Source organism: Neisseria sp. P0020.S005 (genome assembly GCF_051957055.1).
GTDB lineage: Bacteria > Pseudomonadota > Gammaproteobacteria > Burkholderiales > Neisseriaceae > Neisseria > Neisseria subflava_A.
Map to the genome: position 1 here is coordinate 1 of NZ_JBQCWV010000076.1, position 435 is coordinate 435.

Annotated in this window: 2 tRNA genes; both read left to right on the plus strand. The window is 43.0% G+C overall.

Going from position 1 to position 435, the window contains the following annotated elements:
• Positions 1-61: 61 nt before the first annotated feature.
• Positions 62-138, plus strand: a tRNA-Ile gene (locus tag ACTHTU_RS11375).
• A 5-nt stretch (positions 139-143) separates the two neighbouring features.
• Positions 144-219 (plus strand) — tRNA-Ala (locus ACTHTU_RS11380).
• Positions 220-435 lie beyond the last annotated feature (216 nt).

Genomic DNA, 435 nt, shown 5'->3' on the forward strand with positions numbered 1-435 from the left:
GTATAAAGATGCGGAAGAGAAAAGCTTGAGTGAAGACAAGATTCGCTTAAGCAGAGAATCCGGGTTTGTAGCTCAGCTGGTTAGAGCACACGCTTGATAAGCGTGGGGTCGGAGGTTCAAGTCCTCCCAGACCCACCAAGAACGGGGGCATAGCTCCGTTGGTAGAGCACCTGCTTTGCAAGCAGGGGGTCATCGGTTCGATCCCGTTTGCCTCCACCAAGAACTTTACAAATCAAAGGAAGCCTGCTATACTTAGCAGCTTCTTTTGATTTGCGAAGTGAAATATCAACGCATCGATCTTTAAAAAATTGGAAAGCCGAAATCAACAAACAAAGACAATGAGTTTGTTTTGATTTTTTGTTCTTTGCAAAGGATAAAAAATCTATCGAAAGAGAAAAGAAAACAAACACAGTATCTGGGTGATGATTGTATCGA